This window comes from Methylomonas rapida, from assembly GCF_024360925.2.
Taxonomy (GTDB): Bacteria; Pseudomonadota; Gammaproteobacteria; order Methylococcales; family Methylomonadaceae; genus Methylomonas; species Methylomonas rapida.
Window position 1 is genome coordinate 4,498,925 of record NZ_CP113517.1, and the last position, 19,140, is coordinate 4,518,064.

Genomic DNA, 19,140 nt, shown 5'->3' on the forward strand with positions numbered 1-19,140 from the left:
GAATCAGGAAAGCAGCTGCACAATCAAGCGTTTGATAGCCGTCGGTTCAAAGGGTTTGTCCAAAATCGCGGATACGCCAACCTTTTCGATCGCGGCCAATCGATTCTGGTTTTGCTCGCTGGTGACCATCAAAATAGGCACGCTGGAAATGTGCTGACAATCGCCGCGGATGGCTTTCACCAGTTGCAATCCATCCATCTCCGGCATGTTGTAGTCGGTCACGATCAAATCGAAGTAATGCGCCTGAAACAGCTGCAGCGCCTCTTTGCCGTCCCTTGCACAGCGGATGTATTCAATGCCGATGTTATTTAACACCCGCCGAATGTATTTTCGGGAAAATTCGCTATCATCGACCAATAGCACATGCAAGTCTTCGACATCGAAATGCGCCAAGTCTATTTTGGCCGGATTCAGATAATCCAGCGACGCACGCAAAGCCGTATCCAATTCCTGCAGACTAAAAGGCTTGGGCAGTATCGCGATTGCCCCGGCCTGGCGAATGGGTTCTAAATATTTGATGTTGGTTTCGCTGGAAATCAGGATAAACGCCGTATCGTAGGATTCACTATCCTTACGGATCTCATGAATCAGATCCACCCCCGTCATATCGGGTAAATACATGCTGCTGATGATCAAATCCGGTTTAGCTTGCTTCAGATATTTCAACATCTCGCCACCCGTGGATACACAGGTAACCGCCTCGATTCCGGCTGCCTGCAAATGCTGGGTAATGATGATCCGCTGGGTATGAGAAGGCTCAACCAGAAAAACGTCAAGCGTGGCGATTTCGTTAAGACTCATGGCTCAGTTGTTTTTCATCCGGTACAAGGTTAAACCGATTTCAGCCTGTTTTACGAAATGCTTGGCCACTGAAAAATCTTCCAGCGTCAGCGCTTCGTTTCGGATACTGCGGTCGCAATAAATCAAGCCAATCGGCTTTTGTTGAACCTGTATCGGAAAAACGAAACATTCGTGCCGGCCAAAATGATTGTCTATTTGCGGCGAAAAAAGCGCTGCATGTTGCTTGGGTTTTACCCACAGGCCTTCCTGCTCGGCTAAGACATAAAAGAAAAGGTTAGGCTTCATCTCGTTGTTATAGACCCGCATCTTTTCCTCAACGTCAAGTTTTTGAAAGCCCAGGAAAATCTTCTCATTCAAAGCCTTTTTGTCGGGGCTCATCAGCATGAACAATGTTCTATCCATTTCCACGCCCCGATGAATGCCTTCCAACACCATTTCGAACAACACGTTTAGATCGATCGTGCCGCTGATATGGCTGGTAATGTCTTGCAAGACCTGAAATTGTATTTGTTTTTTATCCGGCCGCTCATCTTCTTGATTATCGGCAGTCGACTGTTTATGGTCCGGGTTAATGAACAAAGATGCATCATGCGCGCCGAATTGCCGCGCAATATCCACGGCTTTGCCTACGCTGGCCTTGAGTTTTGTCTTGATGTCCTCCTGCGCATGTCCGCTCAAGCTTTGCAATTTTTGCAGGCAATCCTCCATGACCTTGGACTCCCAGCCAGCGGCTATCGCATCGCAAATCCGATTACCCATGCAGACCGTCTGAATGCGCGTATCGCTGGCCTCGGGGCGATTGATGGCTTCCTCGATCAAGCCCCCCAGGTGCCAAGACTTGCTTAGCTTCTTACTTAAATCGGCCAAACTAAAGCCGAGCACCTGTTTCTCGGCGGCCTCGCCCTGTAAACCGCTACGCGTAATCTGCCGATGGAATTCCAGCGTGCGCCGATTGCTCGAGCACCAAAACGCGATATGACCGATATTGTGCAATAGCGCCGCGATGAAGACTTCTTCCGGCGATTGATCACCCATCATGATCGCCAACTCCCTCGCCTGTACCGCGGAGTGAATGGCGTGCGCAATCTCTTTATTGGCGCGTTCCTTGTCAGTGGAAGACAAAATAGATTCAAAAAACGAACAGGCCAGCGTCAATTCACGAATGACAGCCATGCCCAAAATCACGATCGCCCGCGATACGGTATTGATTTTTTGCCGCGACGGGTTGTAATAGGGCGTGTTACTGACCCGCAGCAACTTCGCCGTGAGGTTGGGGTCCTGCAGAATCACGGCTCCCAACTCCAAGGCACCCTTTTTTTTGTCGTCCAGTGCAACGTAAATGTTTTGCGCAGTATTGGAAAAAATGGGCATTTCCTCGACCCGCAGCAATTCCGTCAATTCCTCCAGATTTATGGGCTGTTTCTGCAACGATTTTTCGGAAGGCATCAAAGTGCTTTGATTTTGGCGAATTGTTCGTTGAGATTTTTCAGCGAGGACTGCAAGGCGGCCAGTTTCTCGCGTTCTTTCGCGATCACGTCGGCCGGCGCCTTGTCGACGAACGCGGCGTTGCCCAGCTTGCCTTCGATGCGTGGAAGCTCTTTTTCGATGCGCTGGATTTCCTTTTCCAGCCTGGCCAATTCCGCGTCCTTGTCAATCAGGCCGGCCATCGGTATCAGGATTTTCATGTCGCCGACCAGCGCTATCGCCGATTCCGGTGCGCTATCGCCTTCGTTCAGCCAGGTGATGCTTTCCAGCCGGCCGAGTTTCAGCAGATAGCTTTCCAGCTCCTGTAGATTGGCTTGGTCAGTGACCGAACCGTTTTGCAGCAAAACGTTCAGTGGCTTGCCCGGCGCGATGTTCATCTCGCCGCGAATGCGGCGGATACCGAGAATGAAGTCCATCGCCCACTGCACCTGGATTTCGGCATCGGCATTGATCGCGTTTGCATCGCTGTCTGGGTAAGGTTGCAACATGATGGTCGCCGCCGTTACGCCGGCCAGCGGCGCAACGCGTTGCCAGATTTCCTCGGTGATGAACGGCATGATCGGATGCGCCAGTCGCAGTACGGTCTCCAAAACTCTCAACAGCGTTTGCCGTGTGCCGCGTTGCAGCAAGGCGTCATCGCTTTGCAGCGAAATTTTCGCCAGTTCCAGATACCAGTCGCAGTACTCGTTCCAGGTGAACTCGTAAATCGCCTGCGCGGCCAGATCGAAACGGTAGCTGTCGATGGCGCTGCGGGTTTCGGCGATGGTGCGGTTTAACCTGGATAAAATCCATACGTCGGCCGGGCTGTAGCGGCAATCGGCGCAATCGACGCCGTTGTCCTGATCTTCGGTGTTCATCAGCACGTAGCGCGCCGCGTTCCACACTTTATTGCAGAAATTGCGGTAGCCTTCGGTGCGTTGCAAATCGAAACGAATGTCGCGTCCGGTGGAGGCCAAGGATGCAAAAGTAAAGCGCAACGCATCGGTGCCGTAGGACGGGATACCGTCCGGGAATTGCTTGCGGGTGGCTTGCTCGATTTTCTTGGCTAGATGGGGCTGCATCATGCCGGATACACGTTTCTCGACCAAGGCATCCAATTCGATGCCATCGATGATGTCGATAGGGTCCAGCACATTGCCCTTGGATTTGGACATCTTCTGGCCTTCGGCGTCGCGCACCAGGCCGTGTATGTACACTTCCTTGAACGGCACCTCGCCCATGAATTTCAGGCCCATCATGATCATCCTCGCCACCCAGAAGAAAATGATGTCAAAACCCGTGACCAGCACGCTGGTCGGATAATGCGCGGCCAGCTCCGGGGTTTTATCCGGCCAACCCAGGGTCGAGAAGGGCCACAGCGCCGACGAAAACCAGGTGTCCAGCACGTCCTCGTCCTGTTGCAGCGGATAATCGGCGGCCAATCCATGTTTTTCCCGAATTTCGTCTTCGGAGTGGCCGACGTAGGTATTGCCCTTGTCGTCGTACCAAGCAGGGATGCGGTGCCCCCACCAGATTTGGCGAGAGATACACCAATCCTGAATGTTGCGCATCCATTCGAAGTAGGTGTTTTTCCAGTTGTCCGGCACGAATTTGATCGCGCCGGTCTCGACCGCTTCGATGGCCGGCTTGGCCAACGGCGCGATCTTGACGTACCACTGGTTGGTCAAGAAGGGCTCGATCACCGCGCCGGTACGGTCGCCGCGTGGCACCATCAACTTGTGGTCGGCGATTTTTTCCAGCAGGCCTTGGGCATCTAGGTCAGCGACGATTTTTTTCCGCGCCTCGAAGCGGTCCAGGCCGATGTAGACTTCCGGGATGATATTAAAGCCGTCGTCGTTGGCACGAATCGCCGCGTCGACGGTAAAAATATTGATCAGCCCGCCATGTGGCTGATCGGCGATTACGTTCATTTGTTTGTGGCGCGACCAGACTTCGTAGTCATTGAAGTCGTGGGCCGGTGTGATCTTGACGCAACCGGTGCCGAATTCAGGATCGACGTATTCGTCGGCGATGATGGGAATCAGGCGGCCTGTCAGCGGCAGTTCCAGCAATTCGCCGATCAGATGTTTGTAACGCTCGTCGTCCGGGTGCACGGCCACTGCCGCGTCGCCCAGCATCGTTTCGGGCCGTGTCGTCGCGACGATCAGATGACCGGTACCGTTGGACAGCGGATAGCGCATGTGCCACATCGAGCCCGATTCTTCTTCCGACAGCACTTCCAGGTCGGAGACGGCGGTGTGCAATACCGGGTCCCAGTTCACCAGGCGTTTGCCACGATAGATCAGGCCTTCTTCGTATAATTTGATGAACACTTCCTGCACCGCGGCGGACATGCCGTCGTCCATCGTGAAGCGCTCCTTGTCCCAGTCCAGCGACGAACCCATGCGGCGTAATTGGCGGGTAATCGTGCCGCCGGATTGTTCCTTCCATTCCCAAACCTTTTCGATGAAGGCTTCGCGGCCGTAATCGTGACGGGTCTTGCCCTCGGCGTTTATGAGGCGCTCGACCACCATTTGCGTGGCGATGCCGGCATGGTCGGTGCCGGGTTGCCAAAGGGCGTTTTCACCCTTCATGCGGTGGTAGCGGGTCAGCGCGTCCATGATGGTGTCCTGAAACGCATGTCCCATGTGCAAGCTGCCGGTGACGTTGGGCGGAGGAATCATGATGCAGTAGGATACGCCTTCGCGATTGGCGGCGAAATAACCGCTGTCTTCCCAAATTTTGTACCAGCGTTGTTCGATTGCGTGCGGGGAATAGGTCTTTTCCATGTCGTTCGTCGGATGATCATTCATTGAAAATAAAGGCGTATTTTACTCCCAAATCGCCGGCGAACCAGGTTTTAACTGGCGACAAATCGGAGTTGACTCACCTGAAAAGGATTAGGCTTGCTGGCGGCTCAGGATGAGCCGAGTTTTGCTTAAGGCTTGCAACAAAGGGCCCGCGCCGGCAATCGCCACCGCATCCACCAGACAATACCAGGCGGCGACGCCGCTGGGCGGATTACCTTGCGGCAATCTCGAAGCCGGATCGATTGCGGCCCAAGCCCAGGTGCCGGCGCTGGTGCCGACGATTTCCAGCCAGGAGGTAATGAAGAATGCGCCCAAGTAAACCATGGGCGAGCGGCCCTTGAACAAATACAGCAGGAAGACGATGAACAATATCGCGCCTATCACGTCCAATCGCCCCCATCCGCTCAGTCCCCATACAGCCCACAGGCCGCAAACGGTCACGACGAACGCGGCGATACGGCGGGCATGGCGCTGAAAAAATCCGGATCGTCCCAGCGCCACCGCCGTCAAATACACCAGACCATGGCCGGCAGGCACGTAAGCGGGCACATTTTCGAACCGGTAGACATAACCTTTCATATAAACAGAAGCGAAATATTCACCCACCACGGCAAACATCACGGCAACCGCCACTTGGGTGCGGACATATTTGCATTCGCCGCGCAAAAAACCGAGCAGAAACAGCCAGCCGAAACATGCCAAGACATATTGCATGAACTGGGGCGCAAAACCATCGGTAGTCAGACAAATAGTCGTCGTCACGAAGGTAAAAACCGCAATGAAATAATCACGGCGTCTATGTTCGGCGATGGTATCAACCGGGGGAAAATGGGGAAGTGAAAAAAACGTCATGGATAATGCCGCAAAATTAGATAAAGGCGTAGGCGATGGCAATATAACGCAGCGCCTTGCCAAAAAAAATAGCCAATAACGAAGACAGCAGCGACAACCGCAACCAGCCGCCGGCAAAACACAGACCATCGCCAACGACGGGCAACCAAGAAAAGAGCAAAGCCCAGCTTCCCCATTGCCTGACGGTCGATAACGATTTCCGCTGCTTGTCGGAAAGCATGGTTTCGGCGGGATATTTTTTGGCTGCCCACAAGCCCAGCCACCAGGTCGTCAACGCTCCCAAACTATTGCCGACGGTCGCCACGATGACCAGTTGCTCGACGGCATAACGCTGGCCGTTGACCAAATAGGCCAATACGGCTTCCGAACCACCCGGCGCAATCGTCGAGGAAACAAAGGCGCTCAGAAACAAGCCGGGCAAGCCCAAAGATTCCAGTGTCATTTTCTTACTCCCATAAAAAAGCCCCTGAAACATGTCGTTTCAGGGGCTTTTGGCCTATTTCGCTTACTTGTCCGGCAATGGAATGGCTTTTTTACCAGTAAACAGTTTGATGACCTTGCCGATCAATTCGATGCCATAGCCAACTGCATGAGAAATCCATTCAAAGACCGTGGCTACGACTTCACCCGCGCTCATGCCTTTGAAGCGCTTGGCCAGCAAGGGGCCAATCAAAATACCAAGCGCCAAGCCAACGACACCGACGCCAGAAATGAAGGAATCATCGGCTGCTGCAGCCGCACCATTGTCTGCCTCCCTACTTGCGGGCGCGGCCGAAGCCGCCGCTGCGGCTGCCGCGGAAGCGGCTATGCCGGCAGCTTCCTGCGCGGCGAATTCTTGCGCATTGAATGGTTTGCCACTGTAATCATCAGGAAAAATGCTAGCGGTAACGCCGGGTATGCTAGGCAGGTCTTCGCCGCCTTTCCCGACTTTGAGCTGGGCTTTCATCCCTTTTTCCATGTGCTGCGCAATATCACAATGCACCAGATAGGTTTTATCGCCCGGCGGCAAGATCAGAGTACCCGACACGCTGCCTGGCCCGCTCACTTCCAAATGGAACATGCCTTTTGGATATAGATATTTCGGCAAGCCATGCATCATCCATTGATGGCGAATTTCGTCTTCGTTGATGAAATGCACCGTCAACTTGGTGCAAGGCTCGAACTGGAATTCCTGCTGGTCAAACGCCCACATCGTACCGGGAAATTTCTCGGAATATTTGTGGCCCGCGCGAACAGTGATTTCCTTGGTTGCCGCGATTTTGTCACAACCGCCGGGCAAGGTATCGGTATTCTGCCCCATGACCATGCCACCATCCATATCCATCAAATGGCCGTCCCCATGATCCATCATGTTTTTGTGCTCTTGGAATTCCTTCGCAAATACATTGCTAACAGATAGCGCACAAACCAAAGCGGCAATTGATACTGTCTTGACCATTAGAGTGATTCCTCTATAAAGAAAGTCGAAATTTGAAAATCTTGAACACCGGCTCAACGGACACTCATTTGATCCGCTACCGAAAACTAAGGAGCTACCCTGTCCGGATACACAGACAGGGTAGACGTCGATAAGTTTAAAATTCTTTCGCTTTGCCAATCAAGCCGTCGACTTTACGTTTGAAGCCTGCATTGGATAGATAGAAAATGTAAAGACCCGCAAACACCACAAGTGCATACAAACCAATGCTGCCTGTGCTGGTCGGTTGACCGCCACCGGCCTTGAAACTCATGTGCGCGTCGAGACGCTCGCCGTTATCTTGCAGCAAGGTGATATGAATCAGGTATTTGCCAGGCTCCGGCACCCCTTTGTCCAGGTTCAAGATAACCGTGCCAGATTTATGTTTTTGCGGCTCCTGATAAAACACACGTGTACCTTCCGGCTCCTTGGTCACTTCGAATTCGATCGCCATGTTGCGGTAGCGCTGATCCTGATAATCGAACACCAATTGGATCAGTGAGTCGGTATCCGGAATATTTCCGCAAAATTCTTCGGCTGGATACGCTTTAGGCTGATACGCGGTGTAATGAATCCAATGATCCTTTTCCAATTCAAATTTGCACTGATCAGTGTCAGTACCCGCAGCACCGCCGTGCGCCCACAATGCAGAGGAAAAAATCAGACCGATGAGGCCGAACAGACTATTTCTAAAAAGGCGAGTTGTTTTCATGTTTACCCTTCCCGTTGTTGATAGTTATTATTGTCCATGCCATCAGCATGGATGAGATTTTGTGGCGCCATCATCTAAGCGACCGCAGCACAGTGAAATCCGCTCTAACTCTAGCACATCACCCCTAGCAAATAAAGGCAATACTTATATAGCCGAAAGCAGGCAAAATCACGGTTCATTTTTTTTTGTCATCCGTCAAAGACAATCCTTATAATGAGGTAATCGTTCTCCTCGCTACATCTGGCACTAAAGCTTCCGAAGACTCTTTATCCGGTTCACACAAAAATAATATGTCCAAATTAATCAACTCTGCCGAATGGAACGCCGTCAAACAACATCATCAAGAAATTGCTGGTAAATTTTGCATGAAAGAGGCTTTTGCCAAAGATCCCCAGCGTTTCGATAAATTCTCCGTCACCTTTAACGACATATTATTAGACTATTCCAAAAACCTGATCGACGAGCGCACCATGCCCTTGCTGATCGCATTGGCAAAGCGGGCAGACTTGCGCGAGAAAACGGAAGCGATGTTTTCCGGCTCCATCATCAACACCACCGAAAAACGCGCGGTTTTGCATACCGCGCTGCGAAACCGCAGCAATACACCCGTTTTATTCCGCGGCCAGGATGTCATGCCGGAAATCAACAAGGTTCTGGCGAAAATGCGGGTTTTCGTGGAACAGGTGCGTTCGGGCCAATGGACGGGCTATAGCGGCAAAGCCATTACCGATATCGTCAACATCGGCATTGGCGGTTCGGATCTCGGCCCGAAAATGGTCGACACCGCCTTGACGCCGTACGGCAAAAACGGCTTAAAAGCGCATTTCGTATCCAATGTCGATCAAACCGACATCGTCGAAACCCTGAAGCCGCTCAATCCGGAAACCACGCTGTTCCTGATTTCATCGAAAACGTTTACCACGCAGGAAACCATGACCAATGCGCGCTCGGCACGTAACTGGTTCATGAATGCCGCGCAAGATCCCGCCCATATCAAGAAACATTTCATCGCCATTTCCACCAACGAAGAAATGGTCAAGGAATTCGGCATCGACCCGGCGAACATGTTCGAGTTCTGGGACTGGGTCGGCGGGCGTTATTCGCTCTGGTCGGTCATCGGCATGTCGATAGCTTTATATATCGGCATGGACAATTTCGAAGAACTGCTGATGGGTGCGCACTTGGCCGACGAACATTTCCGCCATGCGCCCTACGAGGAAAACATTCCTGTCATCATGGGCTTGCTCGGCATCTGGTACAACAACTTCTTCGAAGCGGAAACCTATGCCATTTTGCCGTATGCGCAATCCTTGAAATATTTTGCCGATTATTTCCAGCAAGGCGACATGGAAAGCAACGGCAAAAGCGCGACGATCACCGGTGAAAAAGTCGATTACAACACGGGCCCCATCATCTGGGGACAGCCCGGCACCAATGGCCAGCACGCCTTCTTTCAATTGATTCACCAAGGCACCAAACTGGTTCCCGGCGATTTTCTGGCGGCCGCGCAAAGTCAGTATGATTTACCGGATCACCACGACATCCTGATTTCCAACTTCCTGGCGCAAGCCGAAGCCTTGATGCGCGGAAAAACCGAAGAAGAAGTCAGACAGGATTTGAGCCACGAACCCAATTTGGACGACGCCTTGATTGCCTCCAAAATTTTCGAAGGCAACAAGCCCTCCAACTCGTTCTTGTTCAAAAAGCTGACACCCAGAACCTTGGGTACGTTGATTGCATTTTATGAGCACAAGATCTTCGTGCAAGGCGTAATCTGGAACATCAACTCCTTTGATCAAATGGGCGTGGAATTAGGCAAAGTTCTGGCAAAAGCCATTTTGCCGGAACTGAAAAATGACGACATCATCGCCAGTCACGACAGCTCCACCAATGGCTTGATCAACACCTACAAACGCCTGCGTAAAGCCTAAATCACATTGCTGGAACGCTCTGCCGGGCGTCCAGCAAAGATTTCCGGCTCACTGACCCAGCTCGTCAATCGCGCCGCTGCGGCGATCGCAATCACCGAATTCGGTTTTTTCTGTCTTAGCCGTGTTCTTCGATCAATTGTTGCAACTCAAACTCGCAGCCACCACAGCCAGAGGCGGCGCCAGTGATGCGAGAAATTCTGTCGACGTCGACGATGCCATCGTCGAGCAATTTTTTGATTTGCTGCCGCGTCGTACCCGCGCAATAGCAAAGCGTGTCGTTGTCGGAGTCTACTTCGATCATGGTCAAATGCCGGATTAAGCTGGCCGGGTCAGCCAGAACCAACCCGGCTTAGAGGGTGATTTACAAAAACAAGCCGTCGATGGGTGAAGACGCCGAGGCAAAACGCTTGCGCGGCATGCGCCCGGCCAAAAACGCTTCGCGGCCGGCTTCGATGCCTTTTTTCATCGCCGAAGCCATCAACACCGGGTTCTTGGCCGCGGCGATCGCGGTATTCATCAGCACCCCGTCGCAACCCAGCTCCATCGCAATGGCGGCATCCGAGGCGGTGCCGACACCGGCATCCACCAGAATCGGCACCTTGGCGTTTTCGACGATGGTCAAAATATTATAGGGATTGCGGATACCCAATCCGGAACCGATCGGCGCGGCCAGCGGCATCACCGCGACGCAGCCGATTTCTTCCAGGCGTTTGGCGGCAATAGGGTCGTCGTTGGTGTAAACCATCACATCGAAACCGTCTTTCACCAACAATTCGGCGGCGACATAAGTTTCGGAAACATCCGGAAACAACGTGAGCTGGTCGGCCAATACTTCCAGTTTGACCAGTTTGTGTCCACCCAACAGCTCGCGGGCCAAGCGGCAGGTGCGCACGGCGTCTTCCGCCGTGTAACAGCCGGCGGTATTGGGTAATATCGTATATTTGTCCGGTGAAATCACATCCAATAAATTGGGTTCGCCCGGATTCTGACCGATATTGGTCCGGCGAATCGCCACCGTGACGATTTCCGCGCCGCTGGCTTCGGTAGCCAAGCGGGTTTCTTCCAGATCCTTGTACTTGCCGGTACCGACCAGCAAACGCGACCGGTATTGCTTGCCGGCCAGCATGAAATAATCGTCTTGCCCGCCGCCTATGGCTTGCACGATTTCCAGACGGTCACCATCGTGAATCAATTGCTGGGCATATTCGGTAAACGGCAAAATTTCCTTGTTCAATTCCACGGCAATGCGTTTGCCGCTCAACCCCAAGTCTGCAATGACATCGGCAACGGTACAGTTGTCGCCATATTCGCGGCTATCGCCATTAACCTGTATTTTCATGATTTAACTCATTCTCCGTATCGCGGCACGGCGTTGTTGCACGGCCACGGCCAGTTCGTTCAATAATTTGACGCTATCGTCCCAACCCAGACACGGATCGGTGATGCTTTGCCCGAATACCAAAGGCTTGCCTTCTTCGGCATCTTGCCGCCCTTCCACCAAATGGCTTTCCACCATGGCGCCCATGATACGGACGTCTCCGCCGGCTATTTGTCCGGCCACATCTTCCGCGACATGCATTTGCCGTTCGTATTTTTTCTGACAGTTGGCGTGACTGAAGTCGATCATGATGTTGGGACGCAACCCGGCTGCTACCAATCCTTCCGCCACCTGATCCACGCTGACCTCATCGTAATTCGGCCGATTATTGCCGCCGCGCAAAATGATATGCGCATCTTCGTTGCCGCGGGTAGAAAAAATCGCCGAACGACCTTCCTTGGTCAAGGACAGGAAATGATGCGGACTCATCGCCGCGTTGATGGCATCGATTGCGATTTTTACGCCGCCGTCGGTGGCATTCTTGAAGCCGACCGGGCAAGAAAGACCGGATGCCAACTCTCTATGCACCTGGCTTTCGGTGGTACGTGCACCGATGGCGCCCCAGGAAATCAGGTCGGACATATATTGCGGCGTGATCAAATCCAGATATTCGGTCGCGGCGGGCACGCCGAGGTTGTTGACGTCCAGCAATACTTGCCGCGCCAGACGCAACCCTTTGTTGATATTGAAACTGGAGTTCAAGTCAGGGTCGTTGATCAGGCCTTTCCAGCCCACGGTGGTACGCGGTTTCTCGAAGTAAACACGCATGACGATGACCAAATCATCTTGCAATTGATCGATCATGCCCTTTAGCCTGCCCGCGTATTCGACGGCCGCTTTGGGGTCGTGAATAGAGCAGGGACCTATAATCACCAGTAACCGGTCATCCTCACCCGTCAGAATCTTATGAATCGCTGCGCGGGCCTTCAAAATGGTATCGGCAGCCGTTTCGGTCATCGGAATTTCATCATGGACCTGAATCGGCGCCACCACGTCCTTGGTTTCGCAAATTCTTAAATCATCGGTGTTATAGTTTGTTTGCATGACTCTGAGCAATGAGCTTCTGAAGCTAGACGAAAGCTGTTATTTTAACCATTTTGCCGTCAGCGGTGTGACAAACTGCTGCCGAACCACACTTACTCAGCGCGGATACGATGAACAACAGGGCAATCAAACACTGTCTGACAGTGTGTCTGGCACAATCATTTCAGGCCAGTCAGCTACGTGAAAAGCTGCTCGACACGACCCGCGCGCAAATCTTCAGGAATGCGATCATCGTCGATTTCAAGGGCGGCTGCTCGATCGTATTCTCATACGGCGTCGTCGTACACTGGAATGTGCCGCTAGACGAACGCCGCAGCTTGCACGAAATGCTGCTCGATTACGCTATCAAGCCGGATGATGAGCCTCAGGAAGACAACTTCAGTTACGAGGCAGGCTGCGAGCAAGACAAAATCCAGCACGATCATATCGAATTACAATCCGGGGATTTCATGGTATTACTGGCCTTGTCCCATGCCATGGCTCAATCGATCAAATTGGCGGCATTTGAAGGCAATGCCATCGACACCATACATGCCACCGGCCATCTGCCGCAAGCACTGGCACGAGAAGGTGCCATCAAGCTCAATCGTAAAGCCATGGCTCAGATCCGCGGCCAGTTGTTTCTGACCAAGAGCGACATCATTCTGAACTACGACTTGCTGGATATTCCCGAATTCTTCTGGGAACATCCGGAATACCAGCATATCTATTCGATGGCCGCCAATTACCTGGAAGTCCGTCAGCGCACCGAAGTGCTATCCAAAAAACTGGAGACCATACACGAACTCCTGGAAATGCTGGCGGACGAACAAAAGCACCAACACTCCTCGGCCCTGGAATGGATCATCATCTGGCTGATTGCGGTGGAAATCGTGATGTCGTTGCTGGACAAACTATTTTAAATTTTCAGCCATTTATGCCCCAAAAATCCGAGTAAAACCCTTTAGTTTGTCTGGCTACAAATTTAAATTCCTAGCGGCGATTCACCACAAAATTCATATGGAATATCCAGGTAAAAACTCAGCCCTTTTGCCAGATTAATGCCTGATACTGAAAGAAAACGCCTTTAATCCATAAATTAATAATGGTTATTGAGTTGTTTTCTGCAATACGCATGCTATTGATAGTAAAGAATGTTTTTAAAATAAAAAATCAAAATCAACCTAACTTCTTTCGGGTTTAATCAACTGGCTTTATCCGCAGTTTTATAGGATCGACTGTGATAGGATAGGAGCGCTATAAAATGACGACTAATAAAATGGCGCTTCATTATCGAAGTCCCTTGACGATTAGTATTACAACATCCTAAAAATTGGATTTATCTAAATGAAAAAATTTAAAAAAGCTTTGGTTTCTTTGATCATGACATCGGCATTGGTAATGTCTTCATCCGCATTCGCCGAGGGCATGTCCGAAGCCTCGGTCAGGGCGGCTGGCGAGGGTGCGCTTGCAAAAATTGAAGAAGCAGTGAGCTTGCAAGAAGCGGGAGCCGATAAAGCTGAAGTCAACAAAGCATTGAGCGAAGTCCGCCAGATGCAAAAAGAATTTCGTTATGAAGGCAGTGAGCGTTTGCGTCAAAAAGCGGGCGACAAGCTGAGAGTCGCACGCACCCAGGTTGAAAGTGGTGATGCGGACGCTGCCGCTTCGTTGAAAGAACTGCGAGACATGTTCAAGGAAATGATGCAAATTTATAACGCGGCTCACTAAAACCGCGCAGCCATGGTCGTTTCCGAGCCGCGGGAACGACCATGGCCGACTTGACTCCTAATGCGGCCAGACTAATCGGCTTGAAAATAATGCGCGGCGCCAATCAAAGGCGTCCTGGGATTGAGAGCCAACTTCACCGACATCCTGCCTAACAAGGTTTGAAAACGTCCTTTCGCGGCAAATGCCTGCATAAAGTCGCCGGCCTCCAGCGCCGAGCGAATTTTCGGTCCAATGCCGCCGCCGATAAATACACCGCCAGTCGCAAACGATTTCAACACCAAATTTCCGGCTTCTGCGCCATAAATTTCCACGAATAATCTGACGGCTTCGCTGCACAAGACATCCTCGCCGTTGATTCCCAGCCGCGAGATCACCGCATTGCGATCGATACCCGAGACCTGCACGCTATCGACACTCGGCACTGCCGGGCACGGCGGCGCGAACTGGTATTCGAGCAGAAAATCGTACAAATGGCTAAAGCCCTTGCCAGACAATATGCGCTCATAACTGACGTGTTGCGGGTAACGTCTACGGAGGAATTGCAATAACAGATCTTGCTGGGCATTCTGCGGCGCGAAAGAACCATGCCCGCCCTCGGTGGCGATAGGATGATGCTGCTTGCCATCCCAATATAAAATGGCTTCGCCAAGGCCGGTACCGGCGGCAATCACCGCAATGTTGCCCGTTTGCGGTTCGGCCGCGGGATTGAGCTCGATGAAATCATCTGGGTCCAAATGCAGCATGCCCACCGCCATGGCTTCCAGATCGTTGAGCAAACGCACCCGCTCGGTACCAAGCTTGCTTTTGAGCTCCTGACCGTCCAAGATCCAGCTCAGGTTGGTGGCGAAACAGCGTTGCTCGACGACGGGCCCCGCCACACCAAAGCAGGCCGAGTCGATTTGGATGTCGCCGGGCAAAAACAAGTCCAGAATCTCGTCAAAACTATCGTATTCCGCGCTGGCAAAGGTTCGCTCCAGCGCACAATTCATCAGACCGTCCGCGCCTTTCTCCAATAAAGACAAAACCGTTTTAGTACCGCCTATGTCGCCGGCAAGAATCATGGTCGACCTCGTTTAACGTTGATTATGATTGAGCAAGAAAGCCAGTGCATCCAGAATGCCGTTGGCGAGCGCATGCGGCGGCAATTGATAAAATGCCTGCCAGGCCAGCGAGACACATTCTTCATAGCGATCCTGAAACTCGGGATGCTGCTGCAGCCAGCAAAGACGTACCGCGTGACCAATCACAATATCGGTCACCAAGGTATCATCGATATAAAGGTCCGGATTGTTGCGCACGATGAACGCTAACGCCCGCAACGCTTCCACACTCAACTGCCGGTACACCGGCGCCTGAATCTTGTTCAGAATATGATTGATATGCAGCCTGAAGCCATGCTCGCCGGCGGTCATGTGCGCCAGCATGGTTTCGCTATCGATGCGGCGCTTGCCATTGTATTTCTCGCCTATCATCAAGCCCTTGCAGTGATGCAATAAATCCCAGACGCCGGCGTAGAACGCTTCGCTTTCGCGCCCAACGCTGCCTTGTTGCTCGCGCCAGGCATACCAGTCTTCTTCTCCGCCAAAATACTTCGGATTCATGCTCTCTGGAAAACGAGCGACTCCCAGATTCTGTTGCTGGCCATCGACATGCAGGGTTTCCATCAAACCCAGCTGAATTTCGCTGTTGCTGTAATCTTCCAGAGCTTCTTGCACCCGTTGCGCCAGTTGGTGCGGCGGCAAGGATAAAATATCGTTGAAGGCCTGATCCAGCGAGCAACCGCGCAAACGCTTCTGCCTGGCGACGATCAGCTGCAACACATGTCCAACGCGAACCGTATGCATATCGGCAAACAAGCCAGGCTTCTGCTTGATCAACATGCCCAGATAAAGAATCAACTCCTGAATCAGCACCTGCTGGCTGATGTCATCAGGATTGAAGGATCGAATGGTGTCCAGGATTTGCCACGAGTCTGTCGGCCGACGCAGGGTGGCCTTGCCGCTATAGGCGCGCCCTACCGTCAAACCATGCTGACGCACCAAAATTTCGGTCGCGGCCTGTTCTAGGTTGATGTCGTATTTGCCCAACAGACCCGCGCAACGGCGCACGACCTGCCATTGATGCAAATCGCCCGCCCGCGCATAGACCTCTTCGAGCAAATCCCGCACCCGGCAAACCCGGCCGTCATCGGTTCGCAAACCGGTATCATGCTCCAATCCATGACGCTGCGCCAACAGCGTCAATGCCTCCAATTGCGCATAAAGATTGACATTGTGTTGCAATTGCTCGATCAGGGTCTCGTCAGCGCCGATTTCCCATTCGGTCAATTGATAGCTATCCAGCATGGGCCCGGCTTGTTCGCCTCGCGGCATCACGTCGGCAAACGGCCTTTCGACTTCATGCCCGTGGATTTCGGAAAACTCAAAATCGTGCAGATAGGCAATTTGCTCGTGCAAAGTACTATCCAGTAAATCGCTCAATAAACCCAACCGTATGGCCACATCATGCAATTGCCCGCTTTGTAACTGACGAATGAATTCCAACAAGACCTGCCGGTCTTCGCCGGATAACAAGTTATGCTTGATGTTGATGACCATCAAGGGTTGGCCCGGCTTATACCAATGATGGGCAATATAGCTTAACTCCAGTCGCAGACGCTGAATCAGCAGCCTGTTGTCCATCGCCAGGTAAAAACCTTGCTGGCTCATGAATTGCGGCAGAAACAGCAAAGGGGCGCCGGCCATCGAATACAATTTTGACGTGGACAAGATACGCAACTGGCGTAGCGGCCGGCCTGTCAAGCCCATGCGATCGTTGCGCCCGACCTGCAGATAAGCCGCCGCCAGCTCGCTGGCTTCCCTCACCTGGATGGGCGCGATTTCGGCTCGGGTCTGGCTGGGAATGCCGTGTTGCCGAAGTTCCGCCTGTACCGCTTCGTCTTCCGCCAGCAAGGCGATCTGTACCGAGGCTTGCCGGGCTACCGTTTGGGCTCGATGCCGTCCCAACGGATCGATGTCGTCCAAATCGATAAAACCATCCTGCAGCAAACATCCCAGAATGAACAAGCTCTGCGCCCAAACCAAGGGCACGTTTTCATTGGCGACTCGCGCCTGGCTGTGCGGCGCGGCTTTTTCCGCGTCGACCGCCTGCAAAGGCACCCGATAGAGTTCGGGCAACAATCGCTGGCCGTTTTCCTGGACGCAAAGCGCATCCAATTTGCGCCGATAATCCGCCGCGCCTTGGTCGTTACCGTCAAACAGGTTATTCAGCAGCAAATAACAGAAAAACAACGGCCATTCGCATTCGATATCGGCAAATTGCTTCAATTCATGCGGCTCGTAATGTAACCTGTTATGGTCCTCCAGCACGGTTTGATGGCCGTCCAGCAAAAATCGCTTGCAGCCGTATCGGCCTTGCAGCTTTTCGACGATCAAGGCTTGCGTCTTTTCGCGCAGCGCCGGATCATCGACCGCAAAGGCCGGAAAGCCCGTCACGCTGAGCACGGCGGCGTCGACTTCCTTGGACATCGATTCTCTCGGCAACAGCGACTCCATGGCTATTCGAGTACGGGCTATGTCGTCGCTGATGACGTGAATCACCGAACTTTGACCGCCGTCCTTGCCGAACAGATTAAAACCCGTCATCGCCTCCAGCGCAGCCTTGGCCATGCCGATGGAACTGGCATTGAGCTCGGCGACGCCATGGTTCATCTTGTTGCCGCGTTCCCAAATCCCGTAATCCGGCGTGCGATAGCTACGGCTGATGTAATACACCAGATTTTGCACGAAATTGACTTCGTCCAGGGTAAACACGATGCGCAAACCCGATGCCGTCATCTGCGCCAGCATCAGTAAAAATAATGACGTGGCATCCAGTTGCAGATGCCCCCATTCGTGATCGCCCACCACCACCATGCCGGAATGCGTGTCGTATTTGGCGTGCAAGGCATCCATCGGATCCTGGCTATGCTTGAATCGCTCGACTTTGTCCACCTGCCGCATCATGGCCGCCAGCAAACCGCGCATCAATTTGACGACGCTCTGCTCCAGCTCATAGGTCCTTTCCGGCGACAGGCCGCTTTTGCGATAGGCCTGTCCCAGGCCCCAGGCCGCCAGAATGCTATAGACGTTGTCGCGCACCCAGGCATCGGTGTAATTGCCGTGCGTGGTAATGGCGGTACTGGCAGGCAATAACCCACTTACCCAATCCTGGCGATTGAGAATGATCTCCTGAACTTGGCGATAATAATCGTCTAGCGCGCGACCAGTGGCTGAGCTATCGGCCGACTCCGGCGTTGGAGCCGGATTCTGGCTGAACAGTTGTTTGAACATCGAGGAAAAGGCGCTCATGCCTTAGGTAGAGTGACACCCGTCTGTCCCTGATATTTACCGCCTCTGTCCTTGTAAGAAGTTTCGCAAATCTCGTCGCCGCCAAAGAACAGCATTTGCGCGACGCCTTCGTTGGCATAGATTTTGGCAGGCAACGGCGTGGTGTTGGAAAATTCCAGGGTCACATGCCCTTCCCATTCCGGCTCCAAGGGCGTGACATTCACGATGATACCGCAGCGGGCATAGGTCGATTTACCCAGACACACCACCAGCACGTCGCGCGGAATCCGGAAATATTCCACCGTGCGCGCCAGCGCGAACGAGTTGGGCGGAATGATGCAGACATCGGATTTCACATCGACGAAGCTGGCCTCGTCGAAGTCCTTGGGATCGACGATCGTGGAATTGATATTGGTGAAAATCTTGAATTCGTTGGAGCAACGTACGTCGTAACCATAGCTCGACGTACCGTAAGAAATGATGCGGCCTTGCTCGGACTCGCGCACCTGACCGGCCTGAAACGGCTCTATCATGCCGTGTTGCTCGGCCATTTGCCGTATCCATTTGTCTGATTTGATGCTCATGTTGCTGATGGAATCTTTAAGAAAGAAAACAAGGCGTCAAAATAGCATATTTTCTTGTCGACGCTGAGCATTC

The 19,140-nt window shown here is 52.7% G+C and carries 16 protein-coding genes; 3 read left to right on the plus strand and 13 right to left on the minus strand.

Annotated elements, in window-relative coordinates; all coding sequences use genetic code 11:
- Positions 1–3: 3 nt before the first annotated feature.
- The 7 genes from NM686_RS21255 to NM686_RS21285 all read right to left on the minus strand — a co-directional run bounded on the left by NM686_RS21255 (position 4) and on the right by NM686_RS21285 (position 8,095).
- Positions 4–801, minus strand: coding sequence for a response regulator (locus tag NM686_RS21255; RefSeq protein ID WP_255189806.1), 798 nt, complete (start codon positions 799–801; stop codon positions 4–6).
- Positions 802–804: 3 nt separating this feature from the next.
- The gene (locus tag NM686_RS21260; RefSeq protein ID WP_255189807.1) at positions 805–2,247 is read right to left on the minus strand and encodes an HDOD domain-containing protein; all 1,443 of its coding nucleotides are present in this window, start codon (positions 2,245–2,247) and stop codon (positions 805–807) included.
- Positions 2,247–5,054 (minus strand): valine--tRNA ligase, encoded by a 2,808-nt coding sequence (locus NM686_RS21265; protein WP_269022067.1) that lies wholly within the window; start codon positions 5,052–5,054, stop codon positions 2,247–2,249. The genes NM686_RS21260 and NM686_RS21265 overlap by 1 nt, the downstream gene beginning before the upstream one ends.
- 111 nt (positions 5,055–5,165) lie before the next feature.
- On the minus strand, positions 5,166–5,927 hold the full coding sequence (locus NM686_RS21270) for a hypothetical protein (protein ID WP_255189809.1): 762 nt from the start codon (positions 5,925–5,927) through the stop codon (positions 5,166–5,168).
- A gap of 16 nt (positions 5,928–5,943) precedes the next feature.
- Complete coding sequence (locus NM686_RS21275; protein ID WP_255189810.1) at positions 5,944–6,369, minus strand: YqaA family protein; 426 nt, start codon at positions 6,367–6,369, stop codon at positions 5,944–5,946.
- Positions 6,370–6,432: 63 nt separating this feature from the next.
- Positions 6,433–7,365 (minus strand): cupredoxin domain-containing protein, encoded by a 933-nt coding sequence (locus NM686_RS21280; protein ID WP_269022069.1) that lies wholly within the window; start codon positions 7,363–7,365, stop codon positions 6,433–6,435.
- A 136-nt stretch (positions 7,366–7,501) separates the two neighbouring features.
- A complete protein-coding gene (locus NM686_RS21285) occupies positions 7,502–8,095 on the minus strand; it encodes a hypothetical protein (protein WP_255189812.1) in 594 nt (197 codons plus the stop codon).
- A gap of 290 nt (positions 8,096–8,385) precedes the next feature.
- Here NM686_RS21285 and pgi point away from each other — a divergent pair, with 290 nt between their 5' ends.
- Positions 8,386–10,026 carry a glucose-6-phosphate isomerase gene (gene pgi, locus NM686_RS21290; RefSeq protein WP_255189813.1) on the plus strand — a complete coding sequence of 547 codons (1,641 nt, stop codon included), beginning with the start codon at positions 8,386–8,388 and terminating at the stop codon, positions 10,024–10,026.
- A gap of 115 nt (positions 10,027–10,141) precedes the next feature.
- On the opposite strand, the gene NM686_RS21295 is transcribed toward pgi, so the two are convergent.
- Genes NM686_RS21295 through aroG form a run of 3 tightly spaced genes read right to left on the minus strand, consistent with a single transcriptional unit; the run spans position 10,142 to position 12,448 of the window.
- Positions 10,142–10,327, minus strand: a complete 186-nt coding sequence (locus tag NM686_RS21295; RefSeq protein WP_255189814.1) for a (2Fe-2S)-binding protein — start codon at positions 10,325–10,327, stop codon at positions 10,142–10,144.
- Between the two features lie 60 nt (positions 10,328–10,387).
- Complete coding sequence (gene thiS, locus NM686_RS21300) at positions 10,388–11,365, minus strand: sulfur carrier protein ThiS (protein ID WP_269022072.1); 978 nt, start codon at positions 11,363–11,365, stop codon at positions 10,388–10,390.
- Between the two features lie 3 nt (positions 11,366–11,368).
- Positions 11,369–12,448, minus strand: a complete 1,080-nt coding sequence (gene aroG / locus NM686_RS21305) for a 3-deoxy-7-phosphoheptulonate synthase AroG (RefSeq protein WP_255189815.1) — start codon at positions 12,446–12,448, stop codon at positions 11,369–11,371.
- A gap of 110 nt (positions 12,449–12,558) precedes the next feature.
- Between aroG and NM686_RS21310 the strand changes: the two genes are divergently transcribed.
- Together NM686_RS21310 and NM686_RS21315 are read left to right on the plus strand one after the other, a co-directional pair.
- Positions 12,559–13,350 (plus strand): RMD1 family protein, encoded by a 792-nt coding sequence (locus NM686_RS21310; RefSeq protein ID WP_255189816.1) that lies wholly within the window; start codon positions 12,559–12,561, stop codon positions 13,348–13,350.
- A 424-nt stretch (positions 13,351–13,774) separates the two neighbouring features.
- Positions 13,775–14,155 (plus strand): hypothetical protein, encoded by a 381-nt coding sequence (locus tag NM686_RS21315; RefSeq protein ID WP_255189817.1) that lies wholly within the window; start codon positions 13,775–13,777, stop codon positions 14,153–14,155.
- Positions 14,156–14,226: 71 nt separating this feature from the next.
- Here the strand turns inward: NM686_RS21315 and glk are convergent, their stop codons facing one another.
- Genes glk through dcd form a run of 3 tightly spaced genes read right to left on the minus strand, consistent with a single transcriptional unit; the run spans position 14,227 to position 19,067 of the window.
- Positions 14,227–15,216, minus strand: coding sequence for a glucokinase (gene glk, locus NM686_RS21320; protein ID WP_255189818.1), 990 nt, complete (start codon positions 15,214–15,216; stop codon positions 14,227–14,229).
- Positions 15,217–15,228: 12 nt separating this feature from the next.
- Positions 15,229–18,504 (minus strand): glycoside hydrolase family 15 protein, encoded by a 3,276-nt coding sequence (locus NM686_RS21325; RefSeq protein ID WP_255189819.1) that lies wholly within the window; start codon positions 18,502–18,504, stop codon positions 15,229–15,231.
- The gene (gene dcd, locus NM686_RS21330) at positions 18,501–19,067 is read right to left on the minus strand and encodes a dCTP deaminase (RefSeq protein WP_255189820.1); all 567 of its coding nucleotides are present in this window, start codon (positions 19,065–19,067) and stop codon (positions 18,501–18,503) included. Before dcd ends, NM686_RS21325 begins: the two co-directional genes overlap by 4 nt.
- Between the last annotated feature and the right edge of the window lie 73 nt (positions 19,068–19,140).

Coding starts and splice junctions, on each gene's coding strand:
- NM686_RS21255 (WP_255189806.1), bottom strand. CDS start 801: ATGAGTCTTAACGAAATCGCCACGCTTGACGTTTTTCTGGTTGAGCCT.
- glk (WP_255189818.1), bottom strand. CDS start 15,216: ATGATTCTTGCCGGCGACATAGGCGGTACTAAAACGGTTTTGTCTTTA.
- NM686_RS21295 (WP_255189814.1), bottom strand. CDS start 10,327: ATGATCGAAGTAGACTCCGACAACGACACGCTTTGCTATTGCGCGGGT.
- NM686_RS21260 (WP_255189807.1), bottom strand. CDS start 2,247: ATGCCTTCCGAAAAATCGTTGCAGAAACAGCCCATAAATCTGGAGGAA.
- dcd (WP_255189820.1), bottom strand. CDS start 19,067: ATGAGCATCAAATCAGACAAATGGATACGGCAAATGGCCGAGCAACAC.
- NM686_RS21315 (WP_255189817.1), top strand. CDS start 13,775: ATGAAAAAATTTAAAAAAGCTTTGGTTTCTTTGATCATGACATCGGCA.
- NM686_RS21270 (WP_255189809.1), bottom strand. CDS start 5,927: ATGACGTTTTTTTCACTTCCCCATTTTCCCCCGGTTGATACCATCGCC.
- NM686_RS21280 (WP_269022069.1), bottom strand. CDS start 7,365: ATGGTCAAGACAGTATCAATTGCCGCTTTGGTTTGTGCGCTATCTGTT.
- thiS (WP_269022072.1), bottom strand. CDS start 11,365: ATGAAAATACAGGTTAATGGCGATAGCCGCGAATATGGCGACAACTGT.
- aroG (WP_255189815.1), bottom strand. CDS start 12,448: ATGCAAACAAACTATAACACCGATGATTTAAGAATTTGCGAAACCAAG.
- NM686_RS21310 (WP_255189816.1), top strand. CDS start 12,559: ATGAACAACAGGGCAATCAAACACTGTCTGACAGTGTGTCTGGCACAA.
- NM686_RS21285 (WP_255189812.1), bottom strand. CDS start 8,095: ATGAAAACAACTCGCCTTTTTAGAAATAGTCTGTTCGGCCTCATCGGT.
- pgi (WP_255189813.1), top strand. CDS start 8,386: ATGTCCAAATTAATCAACTCTGCCGAATGGAACGCCGTCAAACAACAT.
- NM686_RS21325 (WP_255189819.1), bottom strand. CDS start 18,504: ATGAGCGCCTTTTCCTCGATGTTCAAACAACTGTTCAGCCAGAATCCG.
- NM686_RS21265 (WP_269022067.1), bottom strand. CDS start 5,054: ATGGAAAAGACCTATTCCCCGCACGCAATCGAACAACGCTGGTACAAA.
- NM686_RS21275 (WP_255189810.1), bottom strand. CDS start 6,369: ATGACACTGGAATCTTTGGGCTTGCCCGGCTTGTTTCTGAGCGCCTTT.